The following is a 23,295-nucleotide window of genomic DNA, read 5'->3' on the forward strand; positions in this document are numbered from 1 at the left end:
TAAATTATGACAAGATTAAATAAACTATTAATATTAATATCTTCTTTAAGCTTATCTCTACCTTTAACATTATTAGTTTCTTGTACTCCAGCTAATAAAAAGATAATTAGTAAGCCTATTGATGATAAAGAGTTTTTTGAATTAATTAATTCAATTAAATCTGAAGATGATCTTTTAAAATATGCTAATATTAAATTTAAAAATTCTAGAGGTTCTTATATTAGTAAGGCTGATGTGATACCTACACAGTTAGAAAAAAATCAAATAGAAATAATATTTAAGGATAAATATAAAAATCAAATTGGGTCAGAGATTGTAAATGTAATTACTAATAGATCTAATGGGTTTGCAAGTATAAATGAAGCTACACTTTATGTTGAATTTAAAAATAATAAAACAGGTAAAACTAAATCTGTTAATTTTAAAGTTACTGGTCTAAATAGAAAAAATACAGTAGATGCTTCTGGTCATAGTATCGTTCATAGTGATCTTGATTATTTTGGTGGAGAAGCTGGATATGCTTTATATACTCAAAAAAGTCAAAAAGAAAGATTTGAATTTGATAATAAAAAATATATTAGTTTATTAGAACGTCAAGTTGGAAATGGTTATTCTATTGATTTAAAAGCATATAGAAATTTAGATACCAAGCAAGAAAATAAAGACAAATTTGATAAATTAGCTAAAGAAAATAATTTTGATACTTATTATAATGCTGCATTAAAAGGATTTACTTTACCAGTTTATGATGATAAAGGAAATGTAACAGGTTTACAAATTAATGATGCTCCTGAAGTAATTAAAGGACCTTCTTCAGTTGATTCTTTAGGAAGAGATCCATTTAAAACTAATGGATTAGCTAGAACTATACCAAATGAAACATACAAAACTGCTGCTATTCAAACTTTTCAAGTAACTTTTAATTGGTGAAAAGATTATAGTGAAGAAATAGAACAAGCTCAAGAATATATTGAATTGTTTAATTCCTGAACTGAAGAACAAGTTAAAAATTATGTTAATACACAGTTGCATCAATTAGAGCTAAATTTTAAAGATGATACTAGAGAAATAGAAAAACAATTAAGAGAAACACCTAAGGATAGAGAAGGTATAATAAGTACTCTTAATAAGCAAAAAGCTGAAATAGAAATTAAGTATAAAGAAGATTTTGAAAAATTTAATAAATTAGATAAAAATGGTTTAATAGCTTGACAAAAAAAGGAAATAGAAGAGTATCAAAGTAAAAAAAATCAAACAACACTTAGATCATCTGAATCTGGGACGATGTGAATAATGGATTATCTTGAAGAAAGCAATGGTAACCCAACCAAGTTTTATTTTGGAACAAATTCACACGTTGCTAAAGCTATAAAAGATAATTTAGTTTCATTTTCTTTAACAAGACTTAATTCAGATATAAGTGTTGGTCAAACATTTAATTTAAATGGTTTTGATAGAAACTTTACTAAATTTGCTTTTGAAAAGAATGATAATGGAACTAAATTAAATGATGCAGTTTCAACTATTTTTCACGCTACTGATTTTATAAAAGATGATGCAAATCCGCTTAGCTTTTTAGAACAAACTCAAAAAGAAAAATATAAAGATGCTGGAATATTTGCAGATTTTGCTGTTATTGAAATAGATTTTAAAAAGCTTTTAAATAATTCGAATTATAAATTTTCAATTTGGAACGAATCAAATGAAGTGTCTAATAAGTATGATAAAGACACAAATAAATTAGTTAGTTTAATAACTAATAATTACTTTACAAGTGATAAAAAGATTCAATTTGAATCTGAATCATTGTTAGATGAGAATAAATATAAAAAATTTGATAGAAAACTAGATTTTAATCCAAAAATAAACAAAGAAGTAGAAGAATATAAAAATCTAGATAGTCTTTATATTGTAGGTTATCCAATAGCAGTTGAAGATTATTATTTAGATAAATATGAAGATTATAAACAATTACAAAGTAGAGAATATGATTATTCCTTATGAGTAAACAGTGAATCTAAATATTATAAAAATCTAGTTAAAAAAGAAGGAACCCCACCTTCATTTAAAGAATATGAAACAGATAAAGGTAATTTCTTTTCATATCAAATAGGGTATAGATCGTTTATAGATAAACCTGGATTAACTGATGCATTTTTAGCAGTTTATAGAATCGGTAAGAAATTATATACTTTAAATGATAATGGTAAAACTAAAAAATATTTTAACTATGGATTAGAAATATTACCAAGATTTTATGCTCCATCTGGAGGAGCTTCTGGATCTAGTGTAAGAACAAAAGATAATAAATTAATTGCAGTATTTCATGCAGCAAATAATTCAGCAAAAACCGGATTAGCGGCTGTATTTAGATCTTATGGTAAAGATTATAATAAGTTATTTGGTAAATATAATTTAGGTCAATATGATTTAATTTACGGTGGTGGAAAAGATCAAATTGATGGTAAGTCATATAGAGAAGTTATGAAGAAAAAATATCCAGATAAAAAAAGTGCTCTATTAAAAGAAGGTTTTGATAAAATACCTACTGAATTTCAATTTAGAAATAATAAAAATAATGTATAATTCTAATACTCCTTTAGTAAAAACTAAAGGATTTTTTACTAATAATTGCAAAATATTTATTTTAAATAACTATATAAAATTTATTAGCTTATATTAGATTTGTATCTTCCTGACAATAATTTTTTTTATGATGGTATTATTAATATTGATTATTAAGAACTTATTTTTTTATTTAAGGAGAAGATATTGTGCATATTTTAAAAAAGAAGAAAAGCAAAATTTTAGCAATGGCATTAGTAGCTAGTTTAGCTACTTCTTTATCATTTGGATCAGTAATTTATTATTCTATTTCAGATGCTAATATTTCTTTTGAAACTTCTTCAAATGGAATAACTGATGCTGAATTAGCTCCAATTAATAATGCAACAAATGATGCAATAATTTCAAATCGAGATAATAAATTAAAGCCAAGTACTGAAAAAATTATTAAAGAAACTGATAAAAATATTGAAAAATTAGTTATTCCTACAGTTAAAAAAGATGAAAAAATAGATGCTGCAAAACCAGAAACAAAACCAGAGATTATAAGACCAAATAGTGGATCTAAACCTAGATCTAGTAGATTTTCAACAAAAATTTATATAAATGGTGTTGAAGTTGAAGCAGAAATTGAAGGTTCTCCAGCTTTTCATGTTCACAGTGAAGATGTAACTAGAAAAATTGCAAATCCTACCAGACCTTATCAAAATCACACAGTTGATAAAATACTTAACATTAAAGTAACTGATGAATTGAGAAATAGTGTTATAAATGATTCATTAACAGGTTCAAGTGGAGGTTATGACAGTGGTGCTGCATTATTTAATAACAGCTTATTTAATGTATATGATCAAGAGTTATCAAAAACAACTGATTTAAATAAAAGTTTAGAAAGTCTTGAAGCTGTTGCTAATCAAAATTCTGAAGTTTATAAGAATACTTTAGAACGATATAAAAGATTATTAGACTCATCAAATGTTGTAAATTTCTTAAAACCTGGAGCTAAAGAAAAATATGAACAATTAAAATCTCAGTTTAAAACTAACACACAAAGATACATTTGATTAATTGCTAATTTAGATAAAAATAAATTCACAAAAATAGCTTCAACTTCTGAAAAATATCTAAAAGAAGGTTTAACAATTTCACCAAGAAGCGCTTTTATTAATGAAAATGGTGAAATTGATTCAAATAGTTGAGGACCACCAGCTGAATACAATACTGTAACTTCAAGATTACAAAAAGATAATTCTACATATAGAGTTTTCGATTATGACCAATATTATAATAGACCTTCTGATTCTATTGAAAGTGGAAATTATCCTGGATGAACTAAAAAAGATGTAACTAGTAATTATATATCCACATATGGTTTTGAAACAGGAAAAGGAATTACAATTAGTGAATTAACAAGAGATAAACATACTAATGCTAAAGATAAAATTAATTCTGGTTTAGTTTTAGAAATTGATGCTTCTCAAGATTATGCTTATGGTAAAACTAAAGAATTGATTAAAAAGTTTAAAGAAAAAAATCAAAAAATTATCTCATATCGAATTAAAAATATGGGTGAAGTTAATTCATCTCAAAACTTTATAGATATTCTTTCTGAACTTCCTGATGAAATTCCACAATTAGAATTATTCTTTTCAGATAAAGCAACAAATACAGCCAGTTTAATTGCTTTAGAAAATAAAAAAATTAAAGAATTATCTTTATACACAAATGGTAATTCTTTAAGAAGATCATGATCATATAATCCATTAGCTTTAAGAAATACTACTTGAATAAATACAATTGATTATAATGTGAGTGCTGAATATTCTAAATATGCAAAAATTACAACTAGAATTACTTTTAACACATTAGCATTTGATGAAAAAGACTTTCAAGATGGTAAATATGACCGAATTAATGATGGTTTAAGAATGGTTTATTATGCTAGAAACAATGAACCATTCTTCCAAGGAGGATTTGGTCCAGGACTTAGTCCTGATAAATCATTAGGAGAAAATAGTTATCCAACTGGACTAGATTTTACAAGAATACCAAAAATTAGATCATTAAGAGGATTAAGATTTGATGATGAATATAATTCATCAAATAGATCAAGAAAAATTACAGAATTAACTTTATATAATACTGATTCAGCATTTAATATATCAGTTGAAGAATTAAATAATGCAAACTTAGAACATTTATCAACTGGTGAAGGAAATCTTGAAAAACCAAAAATTTACTTTAGTAATGGTAATGAAACAACAAGCATTAAAATAACTGGACAAGGTACAATTACTGATAAAGGTAGAGAATATCTAAGAAAATACTTTGAATATGGTGAAAGTTTTAAAGGAAGACCACGCATAGTTAAAGTTGAATCTGGAGCTACTGAATTACAAAACCAATTAAGACAATGAGGATTTAATGTAAATGTATCTAATGGAAGAGAATTTACATAATAAAAGGAAGTAATATTTTATGAAACGTGTGAATAAATTACTAGTATTATTATCTTCAACAACTTTAGCACTGCCTTTAACTTTATTAGTTGCTTGTACTTCAACAAAATCAGCACCAAAATCTATTGATGATAATGAATTTTTAAAAGTAGTTGATTCTATTAAATCTGAAGAAGATCTTTTAAAATATGCTGATCTTAAGTTTAAAGATTCTAGAGGTTCTTATATTAATAAAGGTGATGTCATACCTAGTCAGTTAGAAAAAAGCCAAGTTGAAATTACATTTAAAGGTAATTATAAAGGTCAAATTCGTGCAGAAGTTACAACTATAAATAATGATCTAAATAATAATGGATCTTCAAGTAGTGTGAGACTTTATGTTGAATTTAAAAATAATAAAACAGGCAAAACTAAATCTATAAACTTTGTAGTTACTGGATTAAATAAAAAAGGTGTTGTTGATCCTTTTAGAAATAGTTCTGTTAATACTATAAGTTATTTTGATGGTGCTGGTGGGTTTGATTCATATTCTAATAAAAGCCAAAAAGATAGATTTAAATATGATAATGAAAAATATATAAATTCATTAGAAGGTCAAATTAGTCCTGATAAAAAACCTATTAATTTAAAAACATATAGAGATTTAGAAACTAGCAAAGAACATATCAATAAGTTTGATCAAAAAGCTAATGAAAGTAATTTTGATACTTATTATAACGCTGCTTTAAAAGGATTTACTTTACCAGTTTATAATGATAAAGGTGAAGTTAATGGTTTACAAATTAATGATGGTCCTGAAATAAATAAAGGTCCTTCAACAGTTGATTCATTAGGAAGAGATAGATTTAAAACTAATGGTTTAGCTAGAACCATTCCAAATGAAACATATAAAACTGCTGCTATTCAAACTTTTCAAGTAAGTTTTACAGCTCATAAAGATTATGCTGCTGAAATTGAAGAAGCTGAAGATAATATAAAATTATTTGAATCATGAGATGATAAGCAAATTGAAAATTACATCGATATTCAACTAAAACAGTTAAAATTGAATTTTGAAGATGAATCTGGACAAATAGATAAACAAATAGCAACTACTAATAGAGAAAATACAGGTATAATAGATAATCTTCAAAAACAAAAAAATGAATTGGAGTCAAAATATAAAAAAGATAAAGATGAGATATCTAAATTAGGCAAAGATGGTTTAGTTAAATGACAACAAGAACAAATTCAAGAATATAAAAAGAAAAAAGAATTAAAGCAATTTCAAGCTTCTGAATCAGGAACAATGTGAATAATGGATTATTTAACTGAAAATGGTGGCAAAAATCCAACTAAGTTCTATTTTGGAACAAATTCTCACGTTGCTAAAGCACTTAAAGATGATTTATTATCAGTATCATTAACTAGATTAAATTCAAATATTAGTGTTGGTCAAACATTTAATTTAAATGGTTATGATAAAAACTTTACTAAATTTGTATTTACTCCAAAAAATAGTAAAAAAATAACTGATGCAATTACTACAATTTTTCATGCAACTGATTTTATAAAAGAGGAATCAAATCCATTAAAAATGCTTGAAGATAAGCAAAAAGAAAAATATAAAGATGCTGGAATATTTGCAGATTTTGCTGTTATTGAAGTCGATTTTTCAAAGCTATTAAATGATAGTGAATATACTCATACAGTTTGAACTGAATCTAGAGATATAACTTCTGGTTATGAAAATAAACAAAATGAATTGATTTCTAAGATTACTAATGATTATGCAGGTAATAATTCTAAAAAAGTTCAATTTGTTTCTGATTCATTGCTAGATAAAACTTATTATGATAAATATGACAGAAAATTAGATTTTGATAAGAACAATTCTAGTGAATTAGAAGAATATAAAAAATTAGAAAGTCTATACATAGTTGGTTATCCAACAGCAAATGAAGATTATTATTTAGATCAATATGAAGATCATACCCAATTAAGTACTAAAAAATATGATTTTTCATTATGAGTAAATAGTGAATCTAAATATTATAAAAAACTTGCTAATAAAGAAGGTTATACTAGTTCATTTAGTAAAGATGAATTAGAAAAAGGAAATTTCTTATCATATCAAATTGGATATAGATCATTTATTGATAAACCAGGATTAACTGATGGATTTTTAGCAGTACATAGAGTTGGTAAAAAGCTATATACACTAAATGAAAAAAATAATGGACAATCAAAGAAATACTTTAACTATGGTTTAGAAATATTACCAAGATTTTATGCACCAGCTGGTGGGGCTAGTGGATCTAGTGTTAGAACAAAAGATAATAAATTATTAGCTATATATCATGCAGCTAATAATATTGCAAAAACTGGGTTAGCTGCAACATTTAGATCCAATGGTTATGATTACAAAGGTTTATTTGGTAAATATAATTTAGGTCAATATGACTTGATTTATGGTGGTGGAAAAGACCAACAAAAAGAAAAATCATATAGAGAAGTAATGAAATCTAAATATAGCAATGCTAAAAGCGCCTTATTCTCAAAAGGCTTTGATGATGTACCTGACGAATTTAAATTCAAAACACAAGCCAAATAAAATAAATATTAATAAATAAACAAATAATATCTTTTAGATTATATCTAAAGGATTTTTTAACTACATTTACTATTAAATGACAATTTTAAATTTATTTGTTCAAAAATAAGAAAAAATACTTTATTATTTAATTGTTAAATATTGCCTTTGTGTAAATTTGCTTAAAATAAGATATAAAAATAATAAAAATTGTCTATTTACAATACCTTTAAGTGACTTTATAATTAGTCAAATTACATACAATTAATAATTCTATTTCTGGGGAGAGAAATTATGTATTTTTTAAAAAAGAAAAAAAATAAAATTTTAACAATAACTTTAGTAGCTAGCTTAGCTGCTTCTGTTTCATTTGGTTCTGTTTTTTATTATTCATTTTCTGATAATCATATTTCCTTTGATACATCTTCGAATGGAATAACTGATGCTGAACTAGCTCCAATTAATAATGCAATTAATGATGCAATAGTTTCAAATAGAGATAATAAATTAAAACCAAGTGAAGAAAAAATCATCAAAGAAACCGAAAAGAAAATTGAAGAAAAAATAATAATACCACCTGCTAAAAAAGAAGAAAAAATAGAAGCGGCAAAACCAATACCAAAACCAGTAGTGAGAAAGCCTGAAACAAAAATAACTTCACCAAAAATAACTAGAAGAAAACAAACTATTATAATTGCTGGAATTGAAGTTGAAGCCGAAATTGAAGGACCACCAGGATTTATAACTCATCAAAGAGATAAAGACAGAAAAATATCAAATCCAACAAAACCATATCAAAACCACACTGTTAATAAAATACTTAGTGTTAAAGTAACTGATAAACTAAAAGAACAAGTTGCTAAAGACGCTTTAAATGGTGGTGAGGGTTATGATAAAGGTGCAGGATTATTTAACAATAGTATTTTTAATGTACTTAAAAAAGAATTTAATTCTGGTAAAGAATTAAATGATATTTTAAGCACTCTTGAATCAGTAGCACGTCAAAACTCTGGTGCTTTTCAAAATACTTTAGAACGTTATAAAAAATTGTTAGATTCACCAAATGTTATAAATTTCTTAAAATCTGAAGCACAAAAAGAATATCCAAAACTAAAATCTAAATTTCAAACTAAAAATCAAGAATATATTTGATTAATTGCTAATTTAGATCAGTCTAAATTCACAAAAATAGCATCAACTTCAGAAAAATATTTAGAAAAAGGATTAACAATCTCTCCAAGAAGTGCGTTTATTAACGAAGCTGGTGAAATTGATTCTAATGGTTGAGGACCACCAGATGAATATAATACTGTAACTTCAAGATTAAGAAGAGATAATTCTGAATATAGAGTCTTTGATTATGATGAATACTATAATAGATCATCAGATAAAATAGCAAATGGAACTTATCCAGGTTGAGTTAAAAAAGACATTAGTGATGAGTATGCTAAAAAGTATAATTTCAAAGCAAGTGATGGAATTAGATTTAGTAAATTAGAAAGAATAAATCCAAACCCAACAAAAGGTAAACTTAACTCAGGACTAGTATTAGATTTAGATGTTTCAAATGATGAAGCTTATAGAAGATCTAAAGAATTAATAGAAAAACTTCAAAAAGATGGTGAACAAATCACTTCTTATAGAATAAAAAATATGGGTGAGAAAAACTCAGATCAAGCATTTAAAGATATATTAGCTGCACTTCCAAAAAACATTCAACAATTAGAATTGTTCTTCTCAGATAAAGCAACAAATACAGCTAGTTTAATTGCTTTAGAAAATAAAAATATTAAAGAATTATCATTATACACTAGTGGAAATTCATTAAAAAAAGCTTGATCATATAATCCATTAGCTTTAAGAAATACAACTTGAATTAATACAATAGATTATAATGTAAGCGCTCAATATTCTAGTTATGACAAAATTACAACTAGAATTACTTTTAACACTTTAGCATTTGATCAAGAAGACTTTAAAAATGGTAGTTATGAAAGAATCAATGATGGATTAAGAATGGTTTATTATGCAAGAAATAATGAACCATTCTTCCAAGGTGGACATGGACCTGGATTAGAGCCTGATAAAAAATTAGGACAAAATAGTTACCCAACAGGTTTAGACTTTTCTAGAGTTATAGGTATTAAATCATTAAAAGGACTAAGATTTGATGATGATTTAGATACTTCAAATGAACCAAGAAAAATTACTGAATTAACCTTATATAATAATGAATCTTACTTTGAAATTTCTTCTGATGAATTAAATGAAGCTAACTTACAACATTTATCAACTGGAGAAGGAAATCCTGAAAAACCAAAAATTCATTTTAGTAATGGAAATAACACAACAAGTATAAGAATTTCTGGAAAAACTCTATTATCTGATGAAGGAAGAAAAAACTTAGATAAATACTTGGAATATAATGAATCACTTAGAAATTCAGGAAAACAAATTCAAATACCAAGCGGATCTGATGAACTAAAAAAACAATTAGAAGGTTGAGGTTATAAAGTTTCAACTGCTTCTGATAGATCGTTTACATAATCAAAAAAAGGAATATACAACCTATGAAGAGATTGAATAAATTATTAGTATTATTATCTTCAACAACTTTAGCATTACCTTTAACTTTATTAGTTGCTTGTACTCCTTCTAAAGTAGTTCCTAAAGCAATTAATGATGATGAGTTTAATAAACTTATTGATTATATAAAAACTGAAAATGATCTTTTAAAATATGCTGATATTAAATTTAAAAATCCTAGTGGTGTAGAAACTAAAAGAGAGGACATTATACCTTCACAACTAAAAAATGAAGATATAAGTATAACTTTTAAAGGTCAATATAAAGGTCAGATTAGTGCAGTAGTTACAAATGTAGATGTTGATAGAACAAACCCTTTTGCAGTACAAAATGAAGCTACAATATTTGTTCAATTTAAAAATCTTAAAACAGATACAACTAGATCTATAAATTTTATTATTAAAGGATTAAATCAAAAAGGTAACTTCGATGCTTCTGGAAATAGAGTAGTTGATGATTTAGCATACTTCGGTGGATCTGACGGTTACGATCAATATGCTAAAAAAAACCAAAAACAAAGATTTGATTATGATAATGAAAGATATATGACTAGATTAAAGAGACAATTTGGCGATAGTTCGGGTTCAATAGATTTAAAAAAATATAGAGGTCTAAATACTAAGCAAGAACATATTAAAAAATTTGATGATCAAGCTAAAAATAGTAATTTCGACACTTATTATAACGCTGCTTTGAAGGGATTTACTTTACCTGTATATGGTGAAGATGGAAATGTTAAAGGTTTACAAATTAATGATGGTCAAGAAGTAGGAAAAGGTCCTTCAGAGTTGGATTCTCTTGGTAGAAATGAAAAAGCTAGAACTGTTGGTTTAGCTAGAACATTACCTAATGATATGTATAAAACAGCAGCTATTCAAACTTTTCAAACCAACTTTACTATCTATAAGGATTATGAAAAAGAAATAGAAGAAGCAGAAGATAATATAAAATTATTTGATTCTTGAAATGAACAAGAAATTCAAAGTTATATTTCAGAACAGTTAACACAATTAAGGCTAAATTATGAGGATGAAGTTTCTCAAATAGATAAACAAATTTTAGAAACTCAAGATGATCGAACTACCATATTGTCTAATCTTAAAGAAAAGAGAAAAAAAATTGAAGAAGAATATCAAAAAAATGTAGCTAAAATATCAGGTATGGATAAACAAAGTCTTAAAAAATGACAAGAAGAAGAAATTGAAAAATATAAAAAGAAAAAAGAAGAAAAGATTTTTCAAACTTCTGAATCTGGAACTATGTGAATAATGGATTACTTAAATGAAGATGATGATAAAAGCCCAACCAAATTCTATTTTGGAACAAACTCACACGTTGCTAAAGGGATTAAAGATGGGATGGTTTCATTTTCTTTAACAAGAATAAATTCAGATGTTAAAGTAGGACAAACTTTTGGTTTAAATGGACATGATAGCAATTTTACAAAATTTACATTTTCTCCAATCAATAATAATAAACTTGAAGATGCTGTTACTGCAATTTTTCATGCTACTGATTTTATAAAAGAAGATAGTAGTCCTGTAAAATTGTTGCAAGATGACCAAAAAACTAAATATAGTGATGTCGGAATATTTGCTGATTTTGCTGTTGTTGAAGTTGATTTTAAAAAGCTTTTAAATACAAGTAAATATTCACATTCTGTATGAAGTTCTTCTAATGATATATCAAATACATATGAAAAAGAACAAGATAAATTAATTAGTAAAATAACCAATGATTATGCTAAAAGTGGGCAAAAAATTAAATTTGTTTCAGATTCATTGTTAGAAAAAGAAAATTATGAAAAGTTTGATAGACCACTTGATTTTAATCCTAATAAAGAAGAAGAATTGAAAAAATATAATGATCTAGATAGTTTATTTATAGTCGGTTATCCTACAGCCTATAAAGATTTTTATTTAGATAGATATGAAGATGAAAAACAGCTAAAAAATAAAAAATATGATTTTTCATTATGAATTAATAGTGAGTACAAATTCTATAATAAACTAATTAATAAGGAAGGATCAACTAGTTCATTTAAAGATTATGAAACTAAAAAGGGAAACTTCTTTTCATATCAAATTGGTTACCGTTCATTTATTGATAAACCAGGACTAACTGATGCTTTTTTAGCAGCACATAGAGTTGGTAAAAAGCTATATACATTAAATGAAAAAAATAATGGACAATCAAAGAAATACTTTAACTATGGTTTAGAAATATTACCAAGATTTTACGCACCAGCTGGTGGGGCTTCTGGTTCTAGTGTTAGAACAAAAGATAATAAGCTATTAGCCACATATCACGCGTCAAATGAAACAGCAAGAACAGGATTAGCTGTAGCGTTTAGATCTAATGGTTATGACTATAATAATTTATTTGGTAATTATAAATTAGGGCAATATGATTTAATTTATGGTGGAGGAAAAGACCAAGCTGAAGGTAAGTCATATAGAGAAGTTATGAATTCTATGTATAAGGGTAAAAAAAGTGCATTATTTGATAAAGGATTTGAACAAAAGGATGTTCCGACTGAATTTCAATTTAAAAATGATAAAGAAAAGTAATCTGATAAATATACTTTTCATCTATTTCAAGGAGACAAAATAAATGATTTCTTTAAAAGTTGAACAACAAAAATTTTATGATGATGGTTCAAACTTAATTTTAGAAACAAAAAAGAATAAAATAGTATCTATTTATAAAACTATTGTTCTTTCATTCTTTTTTGTATCAATGTCATTGTTACTATTTTTATCAAATTATTCAATCTTTAATAAAAATATAGAAAATTCATACCAATTTCTATTTAATTTTTCTCAACCAGCATTTGAACAATATAACTGAGTAGTACTTTTTAGAATTTGTTTATTAGGATTTTTATATTTTTATGGATTAAAAAAAGCTTATATAAATATAGAACCAAACAAACCATATTTAAAACAATACACGATTTGATTTAGTTTATATTTAATAACTAGTATTTCTGCATTTATATTATTTTTTACTTACTCACCATTAGAAGCACAAAATATAATTAATCTAATTTATAGTTTAATCGGTTTATTATTAATAGATATTTCTTATGTGTTATTTAAATATAAAACAAGAAAAAAATTAAACCCATTAGTATATCAAAACAAATGAAGTTTAATTGTTGATTTAATTAGTAGAACAATTTTAGTTAGTTTAGTTTTAGCTATTTTTCTAGTTTGAATAAATCAAGGTGGAGAAGCTTATGAAATGCTAGCTAATAATAAGTTTTATGAGTATGTACTAAATTTATTTGGAATTAAAAGCTTTTTAAACTTTTTAATTATTATTACTAGTTTTATATTTATTGGTTTATTGTTTATTGGATTAAATATTTATACTATTTTAAAAATAGTTTATAAGCAATTTAATTTTGAAATTATTAGAGATAATTTGAATTTTTATTTAACTGGAGTAATTGTTGTATTTATTTGATTAATAAGTTTAGTGTTTTTAAAAATACCATCAACTCATGAAGTATTTGTAAAAAATGATAACTTAGAATATTTATATTTATTATTTTCTTTATTAAACATTATTATTACTATTGTTTATTTATGATTTAAACAATTTAAAAATAGATTAAATAGTCCTTTAATTAAAATCAGTTATTTAACTATTTTTCATTTTATTATTTGAACTGTATTTATGGTTGCTAGTTTTTTAACAACAAATACAACTGTAAGTATGATTAACTTATTAATTACTATTGTTTTAGTTGCTATTAGTTATTATTGACATATTAAATCATCAAGATTTAACAACTATTATAATTACTTATTAATTACTTTAAATGTAATAATGATTTTTATAATAAGTTTAGTATTTGGATTTAATCAAATATTACTATCACATAATAATAAAAATTTATTTATTATTCCTTTAAAAGCTAATTTATTACAAATTATAAGTATTTTTATAGTAGCATTTCAAATTATTAATGTAATTTATCCATTAACTTATATGTTAATTACAAGTATTAAAATTTCTAAAACTTTTAAAAAGGAGCTAAATCATGAAACACAAAAACAAACAAACTAGCGATCAATCTTTTATGGTTTTTGATTTATATGAAAAAATAGTTAATGCTAATAATTACATTGATTATCAAAAACTACTAGCAACAGTATTATTAGAAAATCAAATCGGATTTGATTCAAAAATTTATAAAGAATTTGAAAACTCTTATTTACTAGCTTTTAAAAATCATTTTGATATTGTTTTAAATGATTTTGTAATTACTTTTAATGTTAATTTAAAAATTAGTAGTGATTTATTAGTACCAATGTTAAGTGAAACTGAAAGTAGTAATACTGAAGCAATTAATTTAAAAACAAGTAATAATGAACAATATCAAAAGTTTTTAACTATTTATAATAACTACTTTATTTCACTAATTAAACAAGGTTTTTGTGTTGAAATTTTTCCAAATGTTATTTTATTTAAATCAAAAAACACAGATCATTTAAAAATAGTATTTGATAAAACTAAAGTTTTAACTAGAGGTTAATATGGATTTAAAAAAAGTAGAAACCAAGTTAAACAACTTAAAAACTATTCAACAAAGACTAAGTAATGAAAAAAACATTTTATTAATAGATATGATTAAACAAAACGCTTTATTAAATTATTATGTTAAAAATGCTTTGTGAAATCAAAACATTATTTCATTACTACAAAATGAATATAAAATCAAAAATAATTTGATTAGTGAGATAAAAATTAGTAAAAATAAACTAATTAATAAATTAAAAGATTTTATTTCTCAACCAAAAGAATTATGAATTTATGTTACTGAAGAGCAAAAATATTCAACAGATTCTTATTCAAGATATGAAAAACATATTTTAAATAACATTAAAAAAAGTAGTGCTGATTTTATTACTATTGGAGATCGTGCTAAAGAGTTTTGTAGTCAAAATAAGTTAAATGTAATTTATAATGTTGATCAAAAGCAAGCTATTTCAAAACTTTCTTGAATTTTAACTTTAATTGTAAAATTTTTATTTTCTCAATATAACTATCAAAGCTTACATTTTGTAATTAATTCTAATAAAAATAAAGATAACAATTTTACTATTCTTCCATTAACTAAATTTAATGTAAATAGTTTAAGTGAAACTGAAAATAAATTCGACTTAACAAATATTAAAGAATTTAAAATCTTTCCAGATATTGATAATTATATTCAAACTCAAATTGATAACTTTATAGAAAATTCAATTCAATCTTTATTAGTTGAATCATCATTTTATAAAACTAAAAATGAATTGATTAAAACTAATAAAACTATTAATGAAGTAGATGAAGAAGTTAAAAAGTTAAATAAAAAGATTATTAGAATTAAACGTGAAAAAGAAATTGAAGAAATTGTTTTACTAACAAGTAATAATAAAAGATTTTTAATCAGGAGAGATCAATAATGGCTTTTAGTGTTGAAATTAATTTTATTGAAAATAAGCAAACTATTAATTTTAATAAAGCAATTGTTTATTTTAATGCTGATGAAGAAAATGAATGAATTTCATTAACTAATAATTCTATTTTAGGTTATGAAATTATGTTATTAAAGATCCTAGATTTATCTAATAATCAAGAAAAATATTTATTTGTAAATAATGTAAACATTATGGTTAAAAATAATCATATTGTAATTAATACTTTTTCAAAACAAAACTTTTTAGTTAAAACAAATCGTAGGAAAGAATATCAAGAACAGTTAAAAGAATTACATAAACAAATTACTATATTACAAGCAAATCAAACAATTGGTTTAACTATAGATTTTTTATTAGAATTAAAAAGATTAAAAAATAAATATTATGTTTTAAAATTAAAAAATTTATTACAGTTAAAAGGAGAATAATATGAAAAAAAATAAATTATTATCTAAATCATATAAAATAGCTATTCTCCTTTTAACAGCAACTAGTGGTTTAAGTTTAACAACACTAATTAAAAATGTTAATCAAGATAATACTGTTGTTAGATTGTATCAAGATGGTAGTGGAAGTAGTGGATCTGCTAGTGGAAATGGAAATAATGACACAAGTAATGGAAATGATAATACTACAAATTCTACAGATCCATTAACACCTAAAATTTCAGATCAATTTGATACTTTTAAAGAAAAAGCAGAAAAAAGCATTAAAGAAACTTTAGAAAAAGTTCAAAAAAAGGCAATTGAAACTATTGAACAAGAATTAGGCAAATTAAAAAAATTAGATGAAAGCACTGAAAAATCAGAACAATATTTTAAAAATTTGCAAAAAAGAGTTTATTTAACTGAATTAAAAAAGCATTTTATTAATAAAGATGCATTTGAGAAGGAAGCATCAAAATATGGTTTTGATATTACTTTTCCTAAAGTTATAGCAAATGATAAAAAAGTAGATACAGCTATAGTTAAATTTAATGGTAAAACATACAATAATATAAAGGTATCACCTGACAAAGCAGAAAGAGATTATACAAAAGTAGTTGAAAAAGATAAACAAGATGGTGTTGAAAAAAATAAAAAAGAACAAGAAAATGTTATAACTAGTCATAGATTTGATGCTTTATTGAGTAATTATTCACAAAGTTTGTTATCTAAATTAAAAGATATTATTTATAAAGAAGAACAGGATTTACCAGAATTTGGTAAAGACATATTTTTTAGTCAAAAAAATTCAAATGAATCCAATGCTTCAACAAATGAATCTGGTAATACAACAAATATTGATGGTTATACTATTGTGTTGAAAAAAGAGCACAAAACTTGACAAGATTATATTAAAACTAAAATTAAAAATAGATTTGTTGATTTTGATTTAAATCAAAATCAAGCTTTTCAGTTTAACACTCAAACTAGTAATTCAAGTAAACCAACCCCACCAAATCTTCCTGACATAAATAGGAAACCATTAGATCCAACAGAAAAAAGAGACCAAAATTCAGTTGAATATGCTGAACAATTACCAAGATTAGAACCGATTTTAAAATGACAATATGCAAATAAAGATCAAGGTTATATAAAAAGTACTTTTAAACCAGAAAATGAAGAAAAAGAACCTATTTTCTTCTTTATTAACCCAGTTAACACAAGATTTAAGTATCATGTTACTTCATTAGATAATAGTGGTAGAGCTACTGTTAAAATTAAAGATCAAGTAAAAGATGTTGAAAGAACTTATTATACATCTAAATTAACTTATAATGCTGATCCTAGATTTGCTTTTATTTTAGAAAATCTATCTAAAAAAATTGAAGCAAAATTCTTACAACTTTATAAAGCTTTATTGTTGGATGAAAAAATCAATTATGTAGAGCTAAACAATGATCATTTGCAAACTAGTTTATTTGGTTTAGTAAATTTAGCTACTAGAATAGTTAGTGATACTAAATATTTACATAATGTTCTATATAATATAGCAAATAATAAATATCAATCGCTAAGTGATATTAGTAGTGATGATGATTATGCTAGTTGAATCAATAAAGTTTCAAATCAAGCGTTTTCAAGATTATTACATGCAATTAGTGCTTCACAATTAAATAATCAAAATAATCCATGAACAGTTCTTACAGCTGGATTTAAAAGTGTTCAAGAAATTTATCAAGAACTAGCAAGAGTTAGTGGTACTAGAGAAGCAATTATTAAAAAAGCTAATGAATTTAATATAGACCTAAAACATCTAGACCAATTATATGACTATTTAGACACTTCAATATTAAAAGCACAAACTAGTGCAAATCAAATTGGTAAGGCTTTAAATATTTTAAGTTGATATGATGATTTTACAAATCATATTAAAGATACTTCTGAACACTCAGCTTTATTAAAAGTTTTAACTGATACTTCAGAAATTAAAAATAATGAAGAAAAAGTTAAAGAGTTTCAAGAAAGTTATCAAAGTGCTATTAAAAAACTAGAAGATAATAATAGAGAAAATAAAAGACCTTTAATAATTATTAGTTCATTATTTATTGCTCTTTCATTATTGTTTATTATAGCAAACACTTTAGTATTTCTAATTAAAGCAAAACGTATTAATAATAAAAATGCTAAATTAACATTTATTATTTCAACTACAATTTCAACAATTATTACTATATCTTCAATTATTTTATTAATAATAGGATTGAAAGGATAAAACAATGAATTTAAAAACAAATAGCAAACATACATTACCTAAAATTAGTGCAATTTATGATTACATTGTCGAAGTTAAAGGTGAGTTTGACTATAAACAACAACAAATTTTTACTTCTAAAAAAAATAAAGAAGCAAGATTATTTTTAATTAGTGCTACAAGTGACACTGCATATTTATTGGCTAATTTGCAAGCTTTAAAATTAACTATTAATGATGAATTAGAATTATTAGATAGTACAAATGAAATCTTTACTTCAAGTGAATACTTTGGAAAAGTAATTGATATTTATGGAAATATCATTTTACCTGAACAAAAAACAGTAGTTAAAAAACCTGAAGATATTTCAAGTGAAGTTTTTAAATTAAGTCATGATTTAATGAAAGTTCAAAGATTAAATGAACAATTATATACTGGTTTGGCTGCTATTGACTTATTAATTCCAATTGGAAAGGGTCAACGTGAATTGATTGTTGGAGATCGTCAAACTGGTAAAACTCATATAGCTTTAAATACTATTATTAATCAATCTGCTAGAAATATTAAATGTGTATATGTTGCTATTGGTCAAAAAAAAGAAAGTATTTCAAGAATTTATAACATTTTACAACAACATGATGCTTTAAAAAACACAATTATACTTGATGCACCTGCTAATAGTAGTTATGAACAATATTTAGCCCCATACATTGGAATGACACATGCTGAAAATATTTCAAATACTAATGATGTTTTAATTATTTTTGACGACTTAACAAAACATGCAAACATTTTTAGAGAAATTGCTTTATTAAGTAATCGTCCTGTTGGAAAAGAAGCAATGCCTGGTGATATGTTTTTTGCTCATTCTCAATTACTAGAACGTGCTGGATCATATAAAAATAAAAAGACTATCACAGCATTACCAATTATTCAAACTATTGATAATGATATTACTAGTTTAATTGCTTCAAATGTAATTTCTATTACTGATGGTCAAATTGTTACAAGTAGTAAATTGTTTTCTCAAGGAATTTTACCCGCTGTTGATATTGATTTTTCAGTTTCAAGAACTGGTGGAAGTGTACAAGATAAAACTATACGCCAAATAGCTGGTGAAATTAACAAGACATATAGAAAATATAAAAGACAATTAAAATTATCGATGCTAGATTATAACTTAAATAGTGAAGTTAGCGATTTAATGTATAAAGGTAAAATGATTGATAAATTGTTTACTTCAAAGGGATTTAGCATATTTTCATACAATTTTATTTTAATAATGACTAAAATCATTAATTGATCATTAATCAAGGATATTAAAGACGAACAAAAAGCTTTAAAATTTATTGATGAATTAATTAATAATAGTAATGATGGAAAAAAACAATTTGAAATTATCAAATCAGGAAATAATTATGATGATAAAATGATGAAAAATTACTTCTTATTTGCTTTAAAACAATATTCTGATTATGTTGGATTAAACTGAGAAATTGATAATGAATATGATTTCTTATCATTAGATCAAAGTTTTTTAGAAAAAACTGCTAAAAAGTTGGGAGATAAATAATGAACGGAAAAATCTTAAGTATATCAGGTGATGTAATTGAAGTTCAATTTGAATCAAGTAATTTACCTTCAATTAATCACTTACTAACAACTCACGATAATCAAACATATTTACTAGTAAAAAGTGTTATTAATGACACTAACATTAAAGCAATCATCATTTATGCATATAAACAAATTTCATTAAGCGATGTTATTATTAATACTAAAAAAAGCTTTATGGTTCCAGTTGGAAGTAGTGCTAAAAACAATATTTTTAGTTTTACAGGAATTTCATTAAATAATCCTCATAATGATAAACAAGAATATGTTGAAATGAACTCAACTATTAATAATAAAAGAGAATTAAATAGTGAATTTGAATTAATTGAAACTGGTATTAAAGCTATTGACTTTTTTATTCCTATTTTTAAAGGGTTTAAATTAGGAATTTTTGGTGGAGCTGGTGTTGGTAAAACAGTTTTAATGAAAGAAATTATTTTTAACGTTAATAATAAATATAAAAAGACTTCAAACATTTTTATTGGATCAGGTGAACGTTCAAGAGAAGGTATTGAACTTTATGATGAACTAACTGAATCTAATTTAATGAAAAACTCAACTATGTTTGTTTCTAAAATGAACGAATCTCCAGGAGCACGTATGTCAATTGTTCCAATTGGAGTTACTGCTGCTGAATATTTAAGAGATGTTAAAAAAGAAGATGTTTTATTATTTATTGATAATATTTATCGTTTTATTCAAGCAGAAAATGAAGTAAGTGCTACACTTGGTAAAAAACCTTCAGTTGGTGGATATCAATCTACATTAGAAAGTGATGTTGCAAATATTCAAGATCGTTTATTTAAAAATAAAAACGGAGCTATTACTTCGTTTCAAACTGTGTTCTTACCAATGGATGATTTAAGTGATCCATCAGCTGTAGCTGTATTTAATCACTTGGATTCAAATCTAGTTTTATCAAGAGATCAAGCTGCAAAAAACATTCTTCCAGCTTTTGATCCACTAGCAAGTTCTTCTAGTTCAGTTGATGAAACTTTAATTGGTAAAAAACACTTTAATGCAATTATTGAAGTTAAAAGAATTTTAAAAGCTTATAAAGATTTAGAAGATGTAATTTTAATTTTAGGATTTGATGAATTAGATGCTGAAAGTAAAATCTTAGTTAAAAAAGCTTTACAATTAGAAAACTTCTTTACTCAATATTTCTTTATGACTGAACAATTTACAAAACAAAAAGGTCAATATGTACCTTTAAACGAAACAATTGATAGTGTTATTAGAATTATTGAAGGTAAATATATTAAACAATCTCCTGAAATCTTTTCATATATTGGATCAGCTTTAGATTTAAAAACTGATGAAGAGTTAGGATTATAATTTTAGATAATAAAAGCAAGACTTTATGTCTTGCTTTTTATATTAATTAATTTATTATTCTCCTACGTTTCCCACTTAGTCGCGAAAACACTCAGTTTTCAGCGACTATATTTTTTTTATAAAAAAATATAATTTATTATGCTTTTATGCTTAAATATGATATAATAAAGACGTGAAGAAGTCAAGAAATGATGTAAAAAGACAATGAAGAACATCAATAGCAAGAGTTAAAAAAGGCGAATACTTATCAATTGGAGTGCCAAGACCAGATAACAAAGGTTTTGTATATAGATTAGGATATGGATATTTACATGAATTAAAACAATATCATGATGATCCGCTAGCAATTATCAAAGCAATTATTGCAAACTTTCCATTGTCTTGAACAAAAGAACAAGCAAGAACTAAATTAGATGAAATTTTTAAAGAGAAAAAAGAAACCAAAAAAGAAGTTTTAGAAAGGTTTAAAGGTTACGAAGTAGTTGAAAAACTATTTGATTATTTCAATATTTTTAATGATTGTTCTCCCACAAAATCGACAACATTAAAAGATGTTGTTTTACAGTTGATTTATCAAAGAATTAAAAATCCAATAAGTGTTTTTAACACTTATAAGACAGCAAAAAAAGAAAAAATAGACACTCATTCAAAAAATTCATTTTATAGATCATTAGACTATATAGCAAAAAACAAAGATGAAATTTTAAGAAATTTAAATGCAAAAATTTGTGCAAATACCAATAGAAAAATTGATGTATTATGATTTGACGCAACAGCTACTTATTTTGAAACATTTTCTCGTGAAGGTTATAAAAAAACTGGTTATTCAAAAGATGGAAAATTTAAAGAAGACCAGATTGTTATAGGTATGGCAACTGATGAAAATGGAATACCGTTACACTACAAAATATTTCCAGGAAATGTTGCTGATTCAAATACTTTAATACCATTTATGCTTGAAATTGCAGATATTTATGAAGTTAACAGTGTAACTATAATTGCTGACAAAGGAATGAGTGTTAATAGAAATATTAGATTTTTAGAATCTAAGAATTGAAAATACATAATCTCATACAGAATGAAAGCTGGAAGCAAACAATTTAAAGAGTATATATTAGATGAAAAAGATTATATAAATGATGGTGGTTTGATATACAAAACTCGTGATATTGCATCTTCATACAATAAAAAAAGAATTAATGGACATTTTAGAAGACAAATAATTAGTTTTAGTCAAAAACGAGCAACTAAAGACAAAAATGATAGAGACATTTTAATTCAAAATTTCACTAAGAAAATGAATAAAGATAATCTTGTTTCTTGTGATGATTTAGCGGGATCTAAAAAATATAGATTCTTTAAACCTATAAACAAAGGTGCATTTTATGAACTTGACATAGAAAAAATACAAGAAGATCAAAAATATGATGGATACTATGTTTATGAAACAAACAGAACAGATTTATCAGTAAAAGAAGTTATTAATTTGTATTCAAAACAATGACAAATTGAGTCTAATTTCAAGACATTAAAAGGTAAATTATCTCTTCGTCCAATGTATTTATCAACTTGAAACCATATTGTTGGTTACATTTGTTTATGTTTCATTTCATTAGTGTTTTTAAACTACATCATCTACATTCTAAATTCAAAATTAGGACTGACTGGAAAAAGCAAAATCACTGAGCATAAAGTGATTAATGTTATCAAAGAAGTTAAAGAAATTGAAGTATTTGTAAATAAACAAAAAATCGAAACTATACAAGTGTATAATGATGAGTTACAAGAAAGTTGGCAAACTTATCAAATATTATTAGAGCTTTTAACAAAAGAAAAAGTCACTTAGACATTACATTATAAAAAACATAACTTATGAGATCAAAAATTTACATAAGTATGTTTTCTTGTTTTATGCTTAAACTGGGAAACGTAGGTATATTAAACAATCTCCTGAAATCTTTTCATATATTGGATCAGCTTTAGATTTAAAAACTGATGAAGAGTTAGGATT

General features: G+C 24.5%; 13 protein-coding genes. All 13 read left to right on the forward strand.

Annotated elements, in window-relative coordinates:
- The first annotated feature begins 6 nt into the window (after window positions 1-6).
- The 13 genes from mip (V2P32_RS02035) (at window position 7) to V2P32_RS02095 (ending at window position 23,130) form a co-directional block, all read left to right on the forward strand.
- Complete coding sequence (gene mip, locus V2P32_RS02035) at window positions 7-2,586, forward strand: Ig-specific serine endopeptidase MIP (protein ID WP_434343875.1); 2,580 nt, start codon at window positions 7-9, stop codon at window positions 2,584-2,586.
- A 188-nt stretch (window positions 2,587-2,774) separates the two neighbouring features.
- Window positions 2,775-5,024 carry a putative immunoglobulin-blocking virulence protein gene (locus V2P32_RS02040; protein ID WP_434343876.1) on the forward strand — a complete coding sequence of 750 codons (2,250 nt, stop codon included), beginning with the start codon at window positions 2,775-2,777 and terminating at the stop codon, window positions 5,022-5,024.
- Between the two features lie 19 nt (window positions 5,025-5,043).
- Window positions 5,044-7,617, forward strand: a complete 2,574-nt coding sequence (mip, locus tag V2P32_RS02045; RefSeq protein ID WP_434343877.1) for an Ig-specific serine endopeptidase MIP — start codon at window positions 5,044-5,046, stop codon at window positions 7,615-7,617.
- Between the two features lie 273 nt (window positions 7,618-7,890).
- Window positions 7,891-10,143, forward strand: a complete 2,253-nt coding sequence (locus V2P32_RS02050; protein ID WP_434343878.1) for a putative immunoglobulin-blocking virulence protein — start codon at window positions 7,891-7,893, stop codon at window positions 10,141-10,143.
- A gap of 23 nt (window positions 10,144-10,166) precedes the next feature.
- Window positions 10,167-12,752, forward strand: coding sequence for an Ig-specific serine endopeptidase MIP (gene mip, locus V2P32_RS02055; RefSeq protein ID WP_434343879.1), 2,586 nt, complete (start codon window positions 10,167-10,169; stop codon window positions 12,750-12,752).
- Between the two features lie 43 nt (window positions 12,753-12,795).
- A complete protein-coding gene (locus V2P32_RS02060; RefSeq protein ID WP_434343880.1) occupies window positions 12,796-14,259 on the forward strand; it encodes an MSC_0624 family F1-like ATPase-associated membrane protein in 1,464 nt (487 codons plus the stop codon).
- A complete protein-coding gene (locus V2P32_RS02065) occupies window positions 14,234-14,728 on the forward strand; it encodes a DUF2714 domain-containing protein (protein ID WP_434343881.1) in 495 nt (164 codons plus the stop codon). Before V2P32_RS02060 ends, V2P32_RS02065 begins: the two co-directional genes overlap by 26 nt.
- A gap of 1 nt (window position 14,729) precedes the next feature.
- Window positions 14,730-15,641: an MSC_0622 family F1-like ATPase gamma subunit gene (locus tag V2P32_RS02070; RefSeq protein ID WP_434343882.1), complete on the forward strand. Its 912-nt coding sequence runs from the start codon at window positions 14,730-14,732 to the stop codon at window positions 15,639-15,641.
- Window positions 15,641-16,084 (forward strand): MSC_0621 family F1-like ATPase epsilon subunit, encoded by a 444-nt coding sequence (locus V2P32_RS02075; protein ID WP_434343883.1) that lies wholly within the window; start codon window positions 15,641-15,643, stop codon window positions 16,082-16,084. The genes V2P32_RS02070 and V2P32_RS02075 overlap by 1 nt, the downstream gene beginning before the upstream one ends.
- 1 nt (window position 16,085) lies before the next feature.
- Window positions 16,086-18,353 (forward strand): MSC_0620 family F1-like ATPase-associated subunit, encoded by a 2,268-nt coding sequence (locus V2P32_RS02080; RefSeq protein ID WP_434343884.1) that lies wholly within the window; start codon window positions 16,086-16,088, stop codon window positions 18,351-18,353.
- Between the two features lie 4 nt (window positions 18,354-18,357).
- Window positions 18,358-19,905, forward strand: coding sequence for an MSC_0619 family F1-like ATPase alpha subunit (locus tag V2P32_RS02085; RefSeq protein ID WP_046784001.1), 1,548 nt, complete (start codon window positions 18,358-18,360; stop codon window positions 19,903-19,905).
- Window positions 19,905-21,284, forward strand: a complete 1,380-nt coding sequence (locus tag V2P32_RS02090) for an MSC_0618 family F1-like ATPase beta subunit (protein ID WP_434343885.1) — start codon at window positions 19,905-19,907, stop codon at window positions 21,282-21,284. Before V2P32_RS02085 ends, V2P32_RS02090 begins: the two co-directional genes overlap by 1 nt.
- A 172-nt stretch (window positions 21,285-21,456) precedes the next feature.
- Window positions 21,457-23,130: an IS1634-like element IS1634 family transposase gene (locus tag V2P32_RS02095; protein ID WP_434343886.1), complete on the forward strand. Its 1,674-nt coding sequence runs from the start codon at window positions 21,457-21,459 to the stop codon at window positions 23,128-23,130.
- Window positions 23,131-23,295 lie beyond the last annotated feature (165 nt).

It is taken from the genome of Mycoplasma sp. 06067-C1-B144P-99-0482-3 (assembly GCF_051053925.1).
Lineage (GTDB): Bacteria > Bacillota_I > Bacilli_A > Mycoplasmatales > Mycoplasmataceae > Mycoplasma > Mycoplasma leachii.